Source organism: Lysinibacillus sp. GW823-FHT02G10 (assembly GCF_058797135.1).
Genome location: NZ_JBXAJI010000004.1, coordinates 199,875 through 213,995, shown reverse-complemented (window position 1 = coordinate 213,995; position 14,121 = coordinate 199,875). Strand labels below are relative to the sequence as shown.

Below are 14,121 nucleotides of genomic sequence, written 5' to 3'. Positions count from 1 at the left end.
GGGGGGCGTGATATGTCTTTTGCTTCTGAAACAAAAAAAGAATTGACACAAATAGAAGCGGACAATCATTGTATGAAAGCAGAAGTTTCTGCCCTAATTCGTATGAATGGTTCATTATCCTTTGCAAATAAACAACTAAGCTTAGACGTGCAAACCGAAAACGCTGCAATTGCCAGAAGACTATATACGATTATGAAAAAATTGTATCCGTACAATGTTGAATTACTTGTTCGTAAGAAAATGCGATTGAAAAAAAATAATGTGTATATATGCCGTGTAAGAGAAGGAGCGCGTGAGCTATTAATTGATTTAGAAATCATCTCAGACGACTTTCAATTTAACCATACTATCTCAAGAAAGCTCATTCAAAAGAGCGGCCAAAAAAGAGCTTATTTAAGAGGAGCCTTTTTAGCAGGAGGTTCCGTCAATAATCCAGAAACATCGGCTTATCATTTAGAGGTTTATTCTTTATATAAAGAACATGGTGAGGCATTAATGGATTTGATGAATGAATTTGAACTCAATGCCAAAACAATTGAACGTAAAAAAGGCTTTGTAACTTACTTAAAAGAAGCAGAAAAAATTTCAGATTTCCTTAATATTGTTGGAGCGCATCAGGCTATGATGAAATTTGAAGATGTTCGGATTTTGCGAGATATGCGTAATAGTGTCAACCGTATTGTGAACTGTGAAACTGCCAATTTAAATAAAACCATTGGAGCAGCATTACGGCAGGTTGAGAATATTCGATTTATTGAAAATTCAATTGGTCTTGATCAACTACCGGAGAAGCTTCGTGAAATAGCACGTCTCCGTGTTGAATACCAAGATGTGACATTAAAAGAGCTTGGTGAAATGGTATCTAGTGGAACGGTTAGTAAATCAGGTGTTAACCATCGATTGAGAAAAATTGATGAGATTGCGGATGCATTAAGGCGTGGTGAAAAAATAGGTGGTTAAGTTATCATACTTTTCAGGTATGAATGTCATGCTAATCGCTTATTGTTCTTTTGCCAGTAAGTAAGGTAAGATAAAACTAATAGACGAACGGTAGTGAAGGGGAGTTTTGAGAATGATTGAGAGAAGAGTCCAGGTTAAATTAAAATTAGGACTACAAGCTAGACAAGCAGCACTATTTGTGCAAGAAGCAAATCGTTTTAGTGCTGATATCTTTCTAGAAAAAGATGAGAAAAAAGTAAATGCCAAATCCATTATGGGTGTTATGAGCTTAGCAGTTGCTAAAGGTACCGAAGTGACTTTAAGCAGTGAAGGTAACGATGCTGAGCAAGCGGTTACAGCATTGGCAACAATTATTGAAAATGAAGATTAACATTCATTAAATACAAAAGGCATCACAGAGCAATTCTGTGATGCCTTCTATTTTTTATTTATTATCGCTACGGTGCATAATATGATCGATTAAACCGTATTCTTTTGCACGTTCAGCAGTCATGAAGTTATCACGATCTGTGTCTCTTGCAATGACTTCAAGTGGTTGACCAGTGCGTTCAGATAAAATGCCATTTAATTTCTCACGTAAGAATAGAATACGTTTAGCAGCAATTTCAATTTCTGTCGCTTGACCTTGTGCACCACCTAGTGGTTGGTGAATCATGACTTCAGCATTTGGTAAGGCAAAACGTTTACCGGGTTCTCCAGCTGCAAGTAGGAAAGCACCCATTGATGCAGCCATACCAATACAAATTGTTTGTACCTGTGGTTTAATGATTTGCATTGTGTCATAGATAGCCATACCAGCCGTAATGGATCCGCCAGGTGAGTTAATATAAAGAGAGATATCTTTATCTGGATCTTCTGCTTGTAGGAAAAGAAGCTGAGCGACAATGGAGTTAGCAACATTGTCATCAATAGCACTTCCTAAAAGGATAATACGGTCTTTAAGTAGACGTGAATAAATGTCATATGCACGCTCACCACGACTAGTTTGTTCAATAACTGTAGGAATTAAATTCATGTTAAATCCTCCTTAAAAAGCTAAATTCGAATACCTTTGCTGAAAATTTTCCTTTGTATTTCAGCTGTATCCTTATCATACACATTATAGTCAGGGAAGGTCAAATATTAACCCTGCTAAAGTGAAATTAAAAAAAATAAATTGTTTTTGCATTCTATGGTTGAATTATATAGGATAGGCTTGTATAATGATTAAGGTTATAAGGTTTAAAGTACAGGACACTATTTTGCAGGTATGCTTCAAAAATGAGGGTTATCTACATCATGCTTTTCGTAAGCCTAGAGTGAGTACTTTTTTTTTGTGTCTTTTGCCCTCGTGGTGTAATGGATAACACGTAAGATTCCGGTTCTTGCACTGGGGGTTCGATTCCCTCCGAGGGCGCCATTTTACTGATCAATTGATATACTGTTATAGCTCATCTCCTAATAAGTAGTTTAGCAGCCTGCTTACTGGAGATCGAGAGGAAGAATAAAGGGAATACTGTCCTAGTTGGCATTATTCCCCTATTTATTCCTTTCAAACCTTCAAAAAAGCAACAACTCCAAATTATTTTTTAGTGAACATACTGTACGTGAGACTAGTAATAGTCGAAAAAAAAGAATCCTATCTGAGGGGATTCTTTTTTTTTGCCTAAATTTATCGAAATTTGGCATGGTTCTTATTGTATATATATTAGTTTTAGGTTAATTTTCTTGTTATTTATACATGTTTTTTCAAATTATATGAATTTATTATAAATTTATATGAAAAAATATTTAATTTTATGCGAAAAGTTGTTGTCTAAATACTATAATGTTAATATAATTGACCTAATAGTCTAACATTTCCGAATTGCGAAAAATAATACGTAATTCGGAAAATTATCGAACTAGGGGGAAATACAATGAAAAAAACAGGTTGGATGTTACTGATGATTATTGCAGCTTTAACATTAGCACTTGCAGGTTGTGGTACAAAAGATGATGCATCTTCAGGTAGCTCATCTTCAGAAGATGGTGGAGATGGCAAAAAAGTTTACAAAGTAGGTACTGAGGCAACTTTTGCACCATTTGAATCTGTTGACGATTCAGGGAAAATTGTAGGGATTGATGTCGATATTCTACAAGCTATCGCAGATGAGATGGACTTTGAGGTTGAGTGGAATAATATTGGATGGGAGCCAGTGTTCCAAACAATTAAGAACGGTGAAACAGATATCGGTGCTTCTGGAATCACAATTACGGAAGAGCGTAAAGAATCATTTGATTTTACAGAACCGTATTATGAGTCTCAGTTATTAATTGTTGTGAAAGAAGATTCAAAGATTAAATCTCTTGATGAATTAAAAGATAAAAAAGTATCTGTACAAATCAATGCAACTGGTCATATGGCAGCGAAAAAGCTACAAGGGGAAGCAAGTACAAATATTATGGCTTTTGAAAGTCAGCCAATCGCTATCCAAGAGATGCTAAATGGTAATGTTGATGCAGCTATCGGAGATAATGCAGTAGTTTATGAATATATCAAAGCTCACCCAGATCAAAAACTAAAAGTAATTGAAGATGATGCATTCGAAAAAGAATACTATGGCTTCATGGTTCAAAAAGGGAATAAAGAATTGCTAGATAAATTAAACGAAGGTCTTAAAAAGATTAAAGAAAACGGTAAATTAAAAGAAATTACAGGCATTGATTTTCAATAAAAATGAATGAAATGATGCTACTAACATAGTAACTTTGCTAACAGCTCATTTATTAATTGTAATTTAAAGGGGAATGGGGTTTTCGGATGGACATCTTTGACTTACGCTGGGACATTGTCTGGAACTACCGAGATATGTTTATACGAGGTATTGGCGTAACACTTATTTTGACACTTAGTGGTTATTTTGGCGGTATTCTATTAGGACTATTTTTAGGCCTTGGAAAATTATCGAGTAAAAAATGGATTTATTGGCCATCTAAACTATATATCGATTTATTCCGTGGAACACCGATGCTTGTACAAATCTTGTTAATTCACTTAGCAGTTATTCCAACAATTTTTGGTCATTCTTTAGGTTATATGGTATCAGGGATTACAGCGCTTATTTTAAACTGTGCTGCTTATAATGCGGAAATTTTCCGTGCAGGGATTCAAAGTATTGCAAAAGGGCAAATGGAGGCTGCTCGCTCTCTTGGATTAACGCATAACCAAGCGATGCGTAAGGTCATTTTACCTCAAGCATTTAGACGTATGATTCCGCCATTGGGCAATGAATTTATTGCATTATTAAAAGATTCTTCACTCGTAACTGTAATTGCAGCACCAGATATTTTATACGCTAGTAAGGTCGTAGCTGGTGCAAGCTTCCGCTTCTGGGAACCGTATATCGTTGCAGCATTATTATATTTAGTGTTGACATATGGTGTAACGAAGATTGTAGCATTTATCGAGAAACGATTTAGCAATAGCTATGTCCCTCGTAAAGCTAAGGTAGAAGGGCGGGAAGCTAGATGATAAAAATTGAAAACCTACACAAATACTTTGGCAAGCTTGAAGTATTAAAAGGAATCGATTATGAAATTCAAGAAAAACAAGTTGTCTGTGTTATTGGGCCGTCTGGTTCAGGAAAAAGTACATTTCTCCGTTGCATCAATATGTTAGAAGAAGTAACGGATGGTGCTATTTATATTGAAAATGTAAAAATTAATGATCCTAAAACGAATATCAATGAAATTCGCGCTGAAGTGGGTATGGTGTTTCAACAATTTAACTTATTCCCGCATATGACAGTTATCGATAATGTCACGATGGCACCTATGCAAATTCGTAAAATGAATCGTACAGACGCAGAAGCTTTAGGACATGAGCTATTAAAAAAGGTCGGGCTCGACAGCAAGGCCTATAATTATCCTGAGCAGCTATCAGGTGGTCAGCAACAACGTGTGGCGATTGCTCGTGCCTTAGCAATGAAGCCAAAAGCTATTTTATTTGACGAGCCAACTTCAGCACTTGACCCTGAAATGGTAAAAGAGGTGCTAGATGTTATGAAAAATCTAGCAGCTGAAGGGATGACAATGGTAGTTGTGACACATGAAATGGGCTTTGCTCGTGAAGTAGGTGATCGAGTAGTCTTCATGGATGGGGGCTATATTGTAGAAGAAGGGTCTCCAGAGGAACTATTCGGCAATCCCCAAAGCGACCGTACGAAAGCGTTTTTAGGAAAAGTATTATAAAGCTGAAAAAGCGAACGACATGCTCGTTCGCTTTTTTTGTGCTTTTCTTATTTAATGAAGGGGATTAGATGTTGTGTCGAATGCATTCAGCATCGTTTGCATATCCTGTTGGGAATACTGAGGCACCTGATAATAGCCGTGTTTATTTTGATAAATGGATAATTCGTATCCCATTTCAATACAGTTAGGAATACTATCCGCAACAACGCGACGAACTACAGGGTTTGTTGTCTCCAACGCAGCAGTTGTCATACATTTCGCTGCTCCTTTTTGAGCTCCAAGTAAAAATCCAGAAATAGCTTCATCATTAATTTCATTAGCGTTTTGCATCGGCTTTTTTGGTTGACCAGGATTTAGGCCATATTTGAAATCATTTCCTGTTTCCATTTGGTAGCGTCCTGTTGGAACAGATGGATCGTGTCCTGTTTTAAAGGACTCTACGATCGTATTGTACATACCAAGAGTGAAATTATATTGGCGATCCAAAATGTTGAGTAATTCAGGATCTTTTACATGGGGACGCAAAATAATCGCTTGGTTCATACTTGCAATAATTTCGCCAATTGTTTCATGCATGTCCATCATTTCATGTCCACCATGATTTAGGCTATGTTGTTGATTTAAATTTGTTTGGTTTGATGATTCATTGTAAAACGATTGTGACAAAAAAAACGCCTCCTCAATAATTTTTTGTTGCAGTATTTAGTATGTCGTGTCAATTCAATTTCATACGGTATAAATGTAAAGGTAAAAATGTAGACTAAAGATAGAAGGAAAAGCAAGTCAAGGAGGATTAAAATTGAAAAAGTTACTTGGACCAATTGGAATAATTGTCATCATTCTTGTTGTAATCGCCTTATTATTTATACCTAAATACAATAGTCTGGTGACAGCCGAGGAAAATGTTGATTCTAAATGGGCACAAGTTGAAAATCAGCTCCAACGTCGCTATGATTTGATTCCCAATCTAGTGGAATCTGTGAAAGGCTATGCGAATCATGAGCAAGAGGTGATAGCGAATATTACGGAGGCACGTGCACAAATGGGAAGTGCAAGCTCACCAGAGGAGCAAGCTGTTGCCAATGATGCTTTAACTGGCGCTCTTAGTCGTTTACTAGTAGTTGTAGAAAATTACCCAAACTTAAAGGCAGATGCAAACTTCCGCCAGTTAATGGATGAGCTAGCAGGTACAGAAAATCGTCTGGCAGTAGCACGTGAGGATTACAATAATGAGGTGCAGCAATTCAATAAACATGTTAAACGTTTCCCGGGGAATTTGATGGCAGGGATGTTTGGCTTTGAACAAAAAGAATACTTTAAAGCCACAGCAGGAGCGGACAAAGCACCATCTATCGATTTTAGTCAATCGGGTACACAATAATGAAACGTTGCATTGTACAGATGATCATCGTTTGTTCGTTGCTTCTTTTTTTCTCGAATCTAGCAGAAGCAACAATGCCATCACCGATGAAAAATACGTATATACATGACTTTGCCAATGTAATTTCTGCGAATGTCAAAGAAGAGATAAATCAATATTCTGAGCAGTTGGATCAAGGCACGGGTGCTGAAATCATAGTAGTCACAGTTGATAGTCTTCATGGACAAGAGCCGAAAATGTATGCGACAAAATTGATTCGGTCATGGGGCATTGGTGACAAGGAAAAAAATAACGGTGTCCTGATTTTAGCTACCTTAGGTCAAGGGGAAGGAAATAACGACGTTGTAATTGCCGTGGGTCAGGGATTAGAAGGAGCATTACCAGATGGTAAATTAGGACGCATTTTAGATAATGCATTTTATCCCTCAGCAAGTGCTGGTAATCTAGACCAAGCTTTTCAAGCAACCTATTCTGAAGTTTTCCGCGCTGTTGCCCAAGAGTATAATTGGAACGGTGATTTGCCAGCGCAAACAAAAGAAGAGGATGACATACCCACTTGGTTAATTATCCTAATCATTATCGTTGTTATTATTATCTATTCATTCTTTTCGAAAGGCGGCGGAGGTCCTCGCTCTGGAGGCTATGGCGGTTATCCAGGAAGTTTTGGTGGAGGTTCGAGTAGAGGGGGCTTTGGCGGATTTGGTGGCGGATCTTCTGCTGGTGGGGGAGCAAGCAGGAAATTTTAATAGAGGTATGGCGAACTATTCTATATAGTTCGCTTTCATTTTGGCGTAATTAAAAACCTCTCAATTATTGACAATAATGATAGAATTGTTATAATTTAAATATATCGACAAACGATATAGCGTAAACTGATATAGGGAGGAATCATTTTGAAAAAAAGATTTTTATCTGCATCGTTAGCAATTATTTTAACAACCTCTGTAGTTATTCCTGCAACAATGCAAGAAGTCCGTGCTGCAAATGAAACTAATAGCACAGTAACAGCACAAGAAGAACGTGTGTCAGCGCAGGAATTTTTGAATTTAGCTGTAACAACTTTAACATTCCAACACGGTTCAGATTCAATGCGTCAACAAATTATTGATAAATGGGTCAAGGCTGGAGAATTCACAGATTTAAGTTTGACAATTAAACGTGATGAAGCGGCTCGTATTTTAGTTAGAGCGTTAAATAAAGAAGAAAAAGAGACTTCACTTGCTGACTATTTAGAGAAGGCCAATAAGATTGGCTTATTTAATGGCTTATCATTAAATACAGAAGCAATTTCAAAACAAGATGCAGTAAAAATTTTAAACAATGCGAAACAAATAAAAAATGGTTCTAATCATGAAGGTGTAAAGGAAATTTCAGTTGAAGACTTTATGAAAAATCCTGGTAATTTCGGTTATGAACTTTCGCCAGATGGCAATTACATTACTTTTTCCTCTGCTTGGGAGAATAGATCCAATGTTTTCGTGAAAAAGATGAATGATGATAGTGAGCCTGTTCGTGTTTCCAATTCAAAAGATCGAGACGTTGCAGGATTTTACTGGAAGGATAATAATTTACTCTACGTAAAGGATAAAGGTGGAGATGAGAATTTCCATATTTATTCTACAACATTTAATGGCTCTGAGGAAAAAGATCTAACGCCATATCCAAACGTCACAGTTGGGATATTAAGTGGTCTACAGGGTGTTAAAGATGAAATTCTTATCATGATGAATAAGGAAGATGCAACAGTTTTTGATGTCTACAAGTTGAATGTAAAGACTGGGGAAACAACTCACGTTGCAAAAAATCCGGGTAATATTACGAGCTGGCTAGCAGATCGCAATGGAAATGTACGAATTGCCGTAGCCTCAGATGGTGTGGAAGGAACGATTCTTTATCGAGATTCTGAAAAGGATGAATTCAAGCCATTTATTGAAATGGAAGCTGGAGATGAAGTAATGCCACTAGCTTTCTCAAAAGACAATCAATACATTTACGCTACATCTAACAAAGGTAGAGACAAAGTAGAAGTTGTGAAATACGACTTAAAAGGTAATGAAGAAGTAATTATGTCTAATGATCAAGTAGATGTTTCTGGTGTCTTATATAGTGCCGAACACGATAAATTGCTATATGGTGCGTATATAACAGATAAACCACATTACCAATTCTTTGACGAGAACTTTGAAAAGCTTTTCCGTAAAATCCAAAGCAAGCTGAATGTGCATGAAAGTGAGCTTGGTATCAATGATTACAATAAAGAAATGACCAAATTTATTGTGAGTGTTTCAAGTGATACTGTCTATGGAAAATATTATTATTACGATTCTACGACAGATGAATTAACCGAGTTGGCCACTTTAAGCCCTTGGTTAAATCCGAATGAACTGGCAGAAATGCATCCAATTTCATATAAGAGCCGAGATGGTTTAACGATTAATGGCTATTTAACTTTACCGAAAAATAAAGAAGCAAAAGATCTCCCTCTTATTGTTAATCCTCATGGTGGGCCTTGGGCACGTGATATGTGGGGCTTCAACCCAGAAGTACAATTATTAGCTAATCGTGGCTATGCAGTGCTACAGGTGAATTTCCGTTCGTCAACTGGATATGGTAAAGAATTCCTTCAGGCTGGTAATAAGCAATGGGGTCTGAAGATTCAAGATGACATCACTGATGGTGTCCAATGGGCAATTGACCAAGGCATTGCAGACCCTGATCGCATCGGTATTTATGGGGCATCATTTGGTGGTTATGCAACATTAGCGGGTATTACGTATACACCTGATTTATATGCTGCTGCAGTTGATTATGTAGGGGTATCTAACATATTTACATTATTAAATACCATCCCTCCTTACTGGGAAACTATGCGTAACATGTTTTATGAGCGCGTAGGTCATCCAGAGAAAGACAAAGAATTGTTAACTGCTGTTTCACCAGTTTTCCATGCAGATAAAATCAAAACACCATTATTTGTCGCACAAGGAGCAAATGACCCACGTGTAAACAAAGCAGAATCCGATCAAATTGTGGAAGCCTTACGCGCTAGAGGTGTGGATGTAGAGTACATGCTAAAAGATAATGAAGGACATGGCTTTGCAAATGAAGAAAATAGAATTGAATTCTATAATGCCATGGTAAAATTCTTCGATAGTCATTTAAAATAATTTAAAACGAAAGGCATTGATGTGTAGCTTGCTCACAATCAATGCCTTTTTTTATTACAATAGGTGAATGGGATTTGGATAGCGCATTTTACGTTCAAATGATGAAATGCACAGTGCTAGTTCCTCAATACCAGTATAAATTAATGGTTCATCTACCTGAGAAATACTTAAACGAATAAGATTATCCTTTTTAAATTCTGGTAGATACATTCTAGCAGCGTCATCCATCAATATATTTTTTTCCTTTAATAAATGAACCACCTGCCTAGCACTTACATTATCAGGAAGAATAATGGAAAGATAAAAGCCTGATACTGGTTTCGTATAGTTAGTAGAGGTGGGAAGTAATGATTCGCAAGCCTCCTGTAAAACGCTCATTTTTCTTACATAAAGCTCTTTAATCTTTTTAATATGACTATTAAACATACCGCTTTTTAAATAAATGTCTAAGGCACCCTGCGAGAGCACAGAGCTATTGAAATCAGCACTAAATTTATAACGTAGAAAATGATTTGTCATTATAGTGGGAAGGACGACTGTCGCTACTCTTAAACCCGGAAGAAATACCTTTGAAAAGCTTTTAATATAAATAACCCTGCCAGTGGGATTAAAAGAAAAAAACGGATCCGCTTTTTTATTAGGATCTAAATCTCCTAAAAAATCATCCTCCACAATATAAACATCATATTTTTCTGCTAATTCCACAATCTTTCTTTTTTCGTCATTTGTATAGCTATGACCAAGAGGATTATGGAATCTCGGCACAGTATAAAAAAACTTAATGTCATTATTGCGAAAAATATAGTCAAGACGATCTAAATCAATGCCCTCCATTGTTAAATCAATCCCAAAAGTTGTAGCTTGTTGCAGATGGACAGATTCTATAAAACCAAAATAGGTAGGCTGTTCTATTAATATATTATTTTTACCATTCGGAAAAGGCATTGCCGCTAGTAAATGTAATGCTTGCTGTGAGCCCGAGACAACAAATAATCGATCAGGTTCAGTAAAGACCTGTAAGTCCTGTAGATACTTAGCCAATTGTACACGCAGCGAGTAAAGCCCTTGCTGATCACTATAACTAAATAATTCTTCTTTATATGTGTCAATAGCTTGATTGATGCAATGCTGAAATTCAATATAGGGCATAATGCTTTTGTCTGGGCCAGCTGATAAAAAATCAATAACTTGTTGGTTTGTAGTTGGTTGCTCTATGTTATTCACAACATAATAGCCACTTTTGGGTTTGGAAAAAATAAGATGCTCCTTTTCTAATTCATTATACGCTCTTATCACTGTATTTTTACTGCAGGAAAATTGCTCAGACAGTTGTCGAACGGAAGGTAGTTTACTGCCTGCAAGGAGCACACCATTAGCAAGCTGCTCTTTAATGTCCTCTACAACTTCTAAATATTTTGCAATCATCATCCTTCCTCCTTTATCTGTACCAGGACAGTTGGTAGAAAATTCTGTTTATTTTTGAGATAGCGCCACTTACTATGGATTATACCAGGGACAGATGGAGAGGAAAATGAAAGGATGAGAACATGCAGGATAAAAGAAAAGAAAAAATAGGTTTGCTGTTAGGATTTGTGGGCGTAATTTGCTTTAGTCTAACGTTACCCGCAACAAGTACAGCTGTACCATATTTTGGAGCGACGATTGTAGGATTGGGGAGAGCTGTCATTGCGGCGTTCATCGTAGCCATTGTTTTACTTGTAAGAAAAGAAAGACTACCGACTGCTAGACAATTTAAAAGCTTGATAATAGTATCCTTTGGCGCTGTATTAGGGTTTCCTTTACTTACATCTTGGGCAATGATAAGGTTACCAGTTTCTCACGGAGCGGTAGAATTAGCACTTTTACCTTTAGCGACTGCGGGCTTTGCTTTATTCAGAGCAGGTGAACGTCCCTCATTTAAGTTTTGGTTATCGAGTGTTATTGGGGCTATAGCCGTTATTATTTATGCTAGCTTTTTAGGCTTAGGCCAATTACATATGGCAGATCTAGCATTATTAGCAGCAGTTGTAATATTAGGTCTTAGCTATGCAGAAGGAGGACAGTTAGCGAAGGAATTAGGGAGCTGGCAGGTGATTGCTTGGGCTATTTTGATGGCGGCTCCCTTTTTTATTGTCCCTGTCATTTCCCAATTTTCCTTGGAAATGCTACATGCCCCTCTTACAGCGTGGGTTAGCCTGTTATATTTAGCTGTTGTCAGTCAGTTTTTAGCATATGTTGCTTGGTATGGGGGAATGGCTTTAGGAGGTATTGCAAGAGTTAGTCAGATCCAATATTTACAGCCATTTTTAATGATTCTTTTTGCTACGCTATTTTTAAATGAATCCATCTCTTGGTTTACGATCGTCGTGGCAATGATTGTCGTGATTTCCGTCATTGTTGGCAAAAATACAACCATTACAAAGAAGGATGCTAAGACAGCTCAAATAAACATCATCAAAGAATAGTAGCCATTTCTACATTGCCACATCGTTTATAATAAAGGAGGAGGTGCTATCTATGAAGATTCAATTTTTTAGTCGGGCGAATTGTCCTTTATGTGTAGAAGGATTACAGACATTAAAGCTTGTTCAGGAAGATGTTCTATTTGATATTGAAATAATTGATATAGAGCAGGATGATCGTATACATGAAAAATATATGCTAATGATTCCGGTAGTTGAAAAAGAGGGTGTCGTCATTCAGTATGGTCATTTAGATTATGCCACGTTAATGGAGCGATTAGGCAGTTAATCTACTGAAAGTATAAAGAATTATTAACGGTATAAATGACTTTATTATTAGCTGTCATTCTCACAATTCACAAATTGTTCAATGAAAGCGGTTTGAATTTGAACAGTTTGTGAAGACCTTCACATTAGACTTTCTTTTCCTAAAAATCGGAGTAGAATAGGTATCAAGTAAGAAGTTGTTATAAAACAGTTTAGCAAATGTATCACAAATTTTAGTGGTTGTTATATTACAAAAATGAATGATGTGAAGGGAGATTTTACAATGTGGGTTATTACAGTATTTGAGAAAAAGGACGTTCGTATTTTTGAATTTACAAATAAAACTGAAGCAACAAAAGCTTTAGAAGGTTTTAAAAAGAATGCGATTTTATCTTTCACTAAATAAGTTCAACAAAGTCTTGTAGCTGTTTTTAGAGCTATGAGGCTTTTTTTTATCCAGAACAATACAACTACTTGCACTTTAAAACAATGCATATTATAATAAAAGCATAAGTGGGACACAAAATAATTAAGTGGGTTAAAAACAAACCCACCACTATTAATTAGGGGAGTAGATAGATATGTTAACTGTTCCAGAGGCACAGCAAAGGCTACTTCCTGAAATGTATCCGCTTCTGCAAGCAAGATATCGAATATTGCAAGCCGTTCAACTTATGCAACCAATCGGGCGACGTACACTAGCTGATTCACTGAAAATGACAGAAAGAGAAATACGCAAAGAAACTGATATTTTACGTGAACAAGGGTTATTAGATGCGCAAAAGTCGGGTATGGTATGTACAGATGATGGTGATATAGTCATTGAAAAATTAAGAGCTATCGTTTATGAATGGTCTGGTTTAACCCAGCTTGCAAAAGTGCTTGAAAGCCACTTTGGCATTCAACGTGTAGTCGTAGTTCCTGGTGATTACAATGAGGATCATACAATCCTAAGCATGCTAGGCAAAGAAGCAGCATTGCAATTTATGTCGGCTGCTTTTGATGAGCAAGTTGTAGCTGTCACTGGTGGAAAATCTGTTGCCTCACTTGCACAGTTTTTACATCCTTTAGACGGACAAAAGGATATCACTTTTGTAGCTGCACGTGGGGGGATTGGACATGAAATGCAAATGCAGGCCAATACACTTGTTGCAACATTTGCCATGCAAATGGAAACACAATACCGTACTTTATTTTTACCAGAGCATTTAAGTGAGCAAGCTTATCAAGCGATGCTAACAGAGCCGATGGTAACAGAAATGATGGCCTTCTATGATCAAGCAGATTGCGTCATTCATGGGATTGGCTCTGCAGAGGAAATGGCGATTCGTCGCAACTCATCTCCTGAGGATTTGCGAATTCTTGAGGAAAAAGGCGCTGTGAGTGAGGCTTTCGGTTATTATTTCAATGCCGATGGAGAAATAGTACATCGTATACGGACAATTGGTATCCAGCTTGAGCAGGTACAAAACAGTGAGCAGGTCATTGCTGTTGCAGCAGGAAAACAGAAGGTCAATGCAATGCTTTCTTATTTCAAAGTAGCACCTAAGCAAACCATATTTGTAACAGATGAAGCAGCGGCCAAAGCAATTGCTGCTAAAATATCTTCTATAGAAAATAAGCATCTTGAATGATGGCAAAGTTGTAAACATGTCACTCGATCTCAGAAAGT

The 14,121-nt window shown here is 37.0% G+C and carries 15 protein-coding genes and 1 tRNA gene; 13 read left to right on the top strand and 3 right to left on the bottom strand.

Features of this window, described 5'->3' with window-relative positions; genetic code table 11:
* Positions 1 to 12 precede the first annotated feature (12 nt).
* Both whiA and AC1RFD_RS15045 read left to right on the top strand, forming a co-directional pair.
* Positions 13 to 960 (top strand): DNA-binding protein WhiA, encoded by a 948-nt coding sequence (gene whiA, locus AC1RFD_RS15050; RefSeq protein ID WP_004228019.1) that lies wholly within the window; start codon positions 13 to 15, stop codon positions 958 to 960.
* 112 nt (positions 961 to 1,072) lie between these two features.
* Complete coding sequence (locus AC1RFD_RS15045) at positions 1,073 to 1,330, top strand: HPr family phosphocarrier protein (RefSeq protein ID WP_004228023.1); 258 nt, start codon at positions 1,073 to 1,075, stop codon at positions 1,328 to 1,330.
* A 54-nt stretch (positions 1,331 to 1,384) separates the two neighbouring features.
* Here the strand turns inward: AC1RFD_RS15045 and clpP are convergent, their stop codons facing one another.
* Positions 1,385 to 1,975, bottom strand: coding sequence for an ATP-dependent Clp endopeptidase proteolytic subunit ClpP (gene clpP, locus AC1RFD_RS15040; RefSeq protein WP_004228025.1), 591 nt, complete (start codon positions 1,973 to 1,975; stop codon positions 1,385 to 1,387).
* Positions 1,976 to 2,284: 309 nt separating this feature from the next.
* On the opposite strand from clpP, the gene AC1RFD_RS15035 reads away from it, so the two are divergent.
* From AC1RFD_RS15035 to AC1RFD_RS15020, 4 genes are all read left to right on the top strand, one after another.
* A tRNA-Arg gene (locus AC1RFD_RS15035) sits at positions 2,285 to 2,359 on the top strand.
* 499 nt (positions 2,360 to 2,858) lie between these two features.
* Positions 2,859 to 3,656 carry a basic amino acid ABC transporter substrate-binding protein gene (locus tag AC1RFD_RS15030; RefSeq protein WP_004228033.1) on the top strand — a complete coding sequence of 266 codons (798 nt, stop codon included), beginning with the start codon at positions 2,859 to 2,861 and terminating at the stop codon, positions 3,654 to 3,656.
* An 86-nt stretch (positions 3,657 to 3,742) separates the two neighbouring features.
* On the top strand, positions 3,743 to 4,453 hold the full coding sequence (locus AC1RFD_RS15025; RefSeq protein WP_004228035.1) for an amino acid ABC transporter permease: 711 nt from the start codon (positions 3,743 to 3,745) through the stop codon (positions 4,451 to 4,453).
* Positions 4,450 to 5,172 carry an amino acid ABC transporter ATP-binding protein gene (locus AC1RFD_RS15020; protein ID WP_048390865.1) on the top strand — a complete coding sequence of 241 codons (723 nt, stop codon included), beginning with the start codon at positions 4,450 to 4,452 and terminating at the stop codon, positions 5,170 to 5,172. Before AC1RFD_RS15025 ends, AC1RFD_RS15020 begins: the two co-directional genes overlap by 4 nt.
* 51 nt (positions 5,173 to 5,223) lie before the next feature.
* On the opposite strand, the gene AC1RFD_RS15015 is transcribed toward AC1RFD_RS15020, so the two are convergent.
* Positions 5,224 to 5,838: a spore coat protein gene (locus AC1RFD_RS15015; RefSeq protein ID WP_492475032.1), complete on the bottom strand. Its 615-nt coding sequence runs from the start codon at positions 5,836 to 5,838 to the stop codon at positions 5,224 to 5,226.
* Between the two features lie 133 nt (positions 5,839 to 5,971).
* Here AC1RFD_RS15015 and AC1RFD_RS15010 point away from each other — a divergent pair, with 133 nt between their 5' ends.
* The 3 genes from AC1RFD_RS15010 to AC1RFD_RS15000 all read left to right on the top strand — a co-directional run bounded on the left by AC1RFD_RS15010 (position 5,972) and on the right by AC1RFD_RS15000 (position 9,720).
* Positions 5,972 to 6,553 (top strand): LemA family protein, encoded by a 582-nt coding sequence (locus AC1RFD_RS15010; protein WP_259949813.1) that lies wholly within the window; start codon positions 5,972 to 5,974, stop codon positions 6,551 to 6,553.
* A complete protein-coding gene (locus tag AC1RFD_RS15005; protein WP_492475031.1) occupies positions 6,553 to 7,299 on the top strand; it encodes a TPM domain-containing protein in 747 nt (248 codons plus the stop codon). The genes AC1RFD_RS15010 and AC1RFD_RS15005 overlap by 1 nt, the downstream gene beginning before the upstream one ends.
* A gap of 147 nt (positions 7,300 to 7,446) precedes the next feature.
* Entirely contained in the window at positions 7,447 to 9,720 is a 2,274-nt protein-coding gene (locus AC1RFD_RS15000; RefSeq protein WP_048390870.1) for a S9 family peptidase, read from the top strand.
* Between the two features lie 54 nt (positions 9,721 to 9,774).
* Here the strand turns inward: AC1RFD_RS15000 and AC1RFD_RS14995 are convergent, their stop codons facing one another.
* A complete protein-coding gene (locus AC1RFD_RS14995; RefSeq protein ID WP_492475030.1) occupies positions 9,775 to 11,145 on the bottom strand; it encodes an aminotransferase-like domain-containing protein in 1,371 nt (456 codons plus the stop codon).
* Between the two features lie 122 nt (positions 11,146 to 11,267).
* Here AC1RFD_RS14995 and AC1RFD_RS14990 point away from each other — a divergent pair, with 122 nt between their 5' ends.
* The 4 genes from AC1RFD_RS14990 to AC1RFD_RS14975 all read left to right on the top strand — a co-directional run bounded on the left by AC1RFD_RS14990 (position 11,268) and on the right by AC1RFD_RS14975 (position 14,083).
* Positions 11,268 to 12,185, top strand: coding sequence for a DMT family transporter (locus AC1RFD_RS14990; RefSeq protein WP_054549561.1), 918 nt, complete (start codon positions 11,268 to 11,270; stop codon positions 12,183 to 12,185).
* 52 nt (positions 12,186 to 12,237) lie between these two features.
* Entirely contained in the window at positions 12,238 to 12,471 is a 234-nt protein-coding gene (locus AC1RFD_RS14985; protein WP_048390876.1) for a glutaredoxin family protein, read from the top strand.
* Between the two features lie 261 nt (positions 12,472 to 12,732).
* Positions 12,733 to 12,855 carry a hypothetical protein gene (locus AC1RFD_RS14980; RefSeq protein WP_004228055.1) on the top strand — a complete coding sequence of 41 codons (123 nt, stop codon included), beginning with the start codon at positions 12,733 to 12,735 and terminating at the stop codon, positions 12,853 to 12,855.
* A 175-nt stretch (positions 12,856 to 13,030) separates the two neighbouring features.
* Positions 13,031 to 14,083, top strand: a complete 1,053-nt coding sequence (locus AC1RFD_RS14975; RefSeq protein WP_048390878.1) for a sugar-binding transcriptional regulator — start codon at positions 13,031 to 13,033, stop codon at positions 14,081 to 14,083.
* The last annotated feature ends 38 nt before the right edge of the window (positions 14,084 to 14,121 follow it).

Coding starts and splice junctions, on each gene's coding strand:
- AC1RFD_RS14990 (WP_054549561.1), top strand. CDS start 11,268: ATGCAGGATAAAAGAAAAGAAAAAATAGGTTTGCTGTTAGGATTTGTG.
- AC1RFD_RS15020 (WP_048390865.1), top strand. CDS start 4,450: ATGATAAAAATTGAAAACCTACACAAATACTTTGGCAAGCTTGAAGTA.
- AC1RFD_RS15045 (WP_004228023.1), top strand. CDS start 1,073: ATGATTGAGAGAAGAGTCCAGGTTAAATTAAAATTAGGACTACAAGCT.
- AC1RFD_RS14995 (WP_492475030.1), bottom strand. CDS start 11,145: ATGATTGCAAAATATTTAGAAGTTGTAGAGGACATTAAAGAGCAGCTT.
- AC1RFD_RS15005 (WP_492475031.1), top strand. CDS start 6,553: ATGAAACGTTGCATTGTACAGATGATCATCGTTTGTTCGTTGCTTCTT.
- AC1RFD_RS15025 (WP_004228035.1), top strand. CDS start 3,743: ATGGACATCTTTGACTTACGCTGGGACATTGTCTGGAACTACCGAGAT.
- clpP (WP_004228025.1), bottom strand. CDS start 1,975: ATGAATTTAATTCCTACAGTTATTGAACAAACTAGTCGTGGTGAGCGT.
- AC1RFD_RS14980 (WP_004228055.1), top strand. CDS start 12,733: ATGTGGGTTATTACAGTATTTGAGAAAAAGGACGTTCGTATTTTTGAA.
- whiA (WP_004228019.1), top strand. CDS start 13: ATGTCTTTTGCTTCTGAAACAAAAAAAGAATTGACACAAATAGAAGCG.
- AC1RFD_RS15030 (WP_004228033.1), top strand. CDS start 2,859: ATGAAAAAAACAGGTTGGATGTTACTGATGATTATTGCAGCTTTAACA.
- AC1RFD_RS14985 (WP_048390876.1), top strand. CDS start 12,238: ATGAAGATTCAATTTTTTAGTCGGGCGAATTGTCCTTTATGTGTAGAA.
- AC1RFD_RS14975 (WP_048390878.1), top strand. CDS start 13,031: ATGTTAACTGTTCCAGAGGCACAGCAAAGGCTACTTCCTGAAATGTAT.